The 2,242-nt window shown below is 68.6% G+C and carries 2 protein-coding genes; both read right to left on the bottom strand.

Features of this window, described 5'->3' with window-relative positions; all coding sequences use genetic code 11:
* On the bottom strand, positions 1-2,043 hold a 2,043-nt coding region (locus ACIO3O_RS42675), incomplete at its 3' end, for a condensation domain-containing protein (protein ID WP_401756429.1).
* A partial coding sequence (locus ACIO3O_RS42670) for a phosphopantetheine-binding protein (RefSeq protein WP_401756426.1) occupies positions 2,043-2,242 on the bottom strand: 200 nt, incomplete at its 5' end. The genes ACIO3O_RS42670 and ACIO3O_RS42675, both read right to left, overlap by 1 nt.

The following is a 2,242-nucleotide window of genomic DNA, read 5'->3' as shown; positions in this document are numbered from 1 at the left end:
AGCACCCGCCAGCCACGCCGGCCACATGTCCGCCACCGCCGCGTCGAAACTCGGCGACGCGAACTGCAACAGACGACTCCCGCCCTCCACACCCAACCGCGCGATGTGATCCCAGGCCAGGTTCACCACACCCGCGTGACCGACCACCACACCCTTCGGACGCCCCGACGAACCCGACGTATAGATCACATAGGCGGGATGATCGGGCCGCAGCGCGACACACCTCTCCCCATCCACCAGATCCGCACCCGACGCGGACGCCACCGCATCCGCGATGTCCTCCAAGAGCAGCACCCGGTGGTTCTCCGGCACGGCGCTTAGTATCGACGCGTCGGTGACGACCACGGCGGGGGCGGCATCCCCAAGGAGGTACGCGATGCGTTCGGCCGGGTAGGCCGGGTCCACCGGAACATACGCAGCACCAGCCTTCAGCACCGCCAACATCGCCACCAACAGCTCCAGCGAGCGCGGCAGCACCAGCGCCACCATGCCCTCCGGTCCCACGCCCCGACCGATCAGGACTCGGGCGAGACGGTTGGCGCGCGCGTTCAGCTCGGCGTAAGTGAGGTCGACGTCCTCGAACAGCACGGCCGTCGCCTCAGGAGTCCGCGCCACCTGCTCCTCGAACGCCACCGGCAACGACACCCACGGAACCTCGACCCGCTCCCCCTGCCAACCGGACAACAGGCTTTCGTGCTCCTGCGGGGACAGGATCTCCAGCTCCCCCACCGGCCGGTCCGGGTCCGCCACCGCATCGGACAGCAGCCGCCCGAACCGCTCGGCGATCCCCTCGACCGTCACCCGGTCGAACAGATCCGTGGCGAACTCGAAACCACCCTCCAGACCAGCCGGCACACCCTCACCGTCGAACCGCTCGGTCAGCCCCAGCGAAAGATCGAACTTCGCAGCGGCGCCCTCGCTCGTCTCGACGCTCAGCGCGACGCCGGGCAGCTTGAGAACGGGCCTGCTCTGGTTCTGGAACGCCAGCGCCACCTGGAAGAGCGGGTGGCGCGACATGGACCGGGTGGGGTTGATCACCTCCACAAGATGCTCGAACGGGACGTCCTGGTTGCTGAAGGCCCCGAAGTCCACCTCTCTTACTCGGTCCAACAGTTGACGAAACGTCGGGTTTCCGGAGACGTCCGTCCGGAGGACGAGCGTGTTGATGAAGAAGCCGACGAGATCCTCAAGCGCCTCGTCCGTACGCCCCGCCACCGGCGTGCCGATCGGGATGTCCGTCCCCGCGCCCATTCGCGACAGCAGCGCCGCGAACGCCGCCTGCACCGCCATGAACACACTCGCGCCTTGCTCCCCGGCCAGGGCGGCGAGGCCGCAGTGCACGGCCGCGTCAAGCGTGAACTCAACGTTGTCGCCCCGGTACGTGGCGACGGCTGGCCGGGTGCGGTCTACGGGCAACTCCAGCTGCTCCGGCAGGCCGGTCAAAGCACCTTTCCAGTACGTGACCTGACCGCTTACCAGGCTGCTCGGGTCGTTCTCGTCGCCGAGGAGTTCCCGCTGCCACATCGCGTAGTCGGCGTACTGCACCGGCAGCGGCTCCCACTTCGGGGCGCCACCGCCGACCCGCGCCTCGTACGCCTCCGCCACGTCCCGTGCGAGGGGCGCCATCGACCAGCCGTCACCGACGATGTGGTGCAGCACCAGAACCAAGACGTGCACGTTCTCGCCCAGCACGAACAGGCGCGCCCTCATGGGGGCGTCGACCATGACGTCGAAGCCTTGGCTCCGGAAGGCCGACGCGGCGGCGGCGAGCTCACCCTCGCCGACCGACATGAAATCCATGCCGGCCCAAGACCGGTCGGTGGGGAGGATGCGCTGGTACGGGGTGCCGTCGGGGCCCTCGGGGAAAACCGTGCGCAGCGACTCGTGGCGCTCCACGACGTCCCGCAGCGCGGCGGCGAGCGCGTCGCGGTCCAGGGTCCCGGTCAGTCGCAGCGTGACGGGCAGGTTGTACGTGGCAGCCGCGGTGCCCTCGAACTGGTTGAGGAACCAGAGCCGACGCTGGGAAAAGGACAGAGGAATCATCAGTTCTCCTTGGGGCGCGGCATGCGCCGCAGTGCGGGCCGCTGCGACTTCTGCGCGGTTCCCAGCTGTTCGGCCAACGTGGCTACGTTCGGTGCTTCGAAGACGGCGCGCAGGGGCAGTTCGACGCCGAGGCGGGTGCGGATGCGGCTGATCAGACGGGTCGCCAGCAGGGAATGCCCGCCCAGATCGAAGAAGCTGT

This window comes from Streptomyces sp. NPDC087440, assembly GCF_044744005.1.
GTDB lineage: Bacteria > Actinomycetota > Actinomycetes > Streptomycetales > Streptomycetaceae > Streptomyces.
This window is presented reverse-complemented; position numbering and strand designations above follow the sequence as displayed.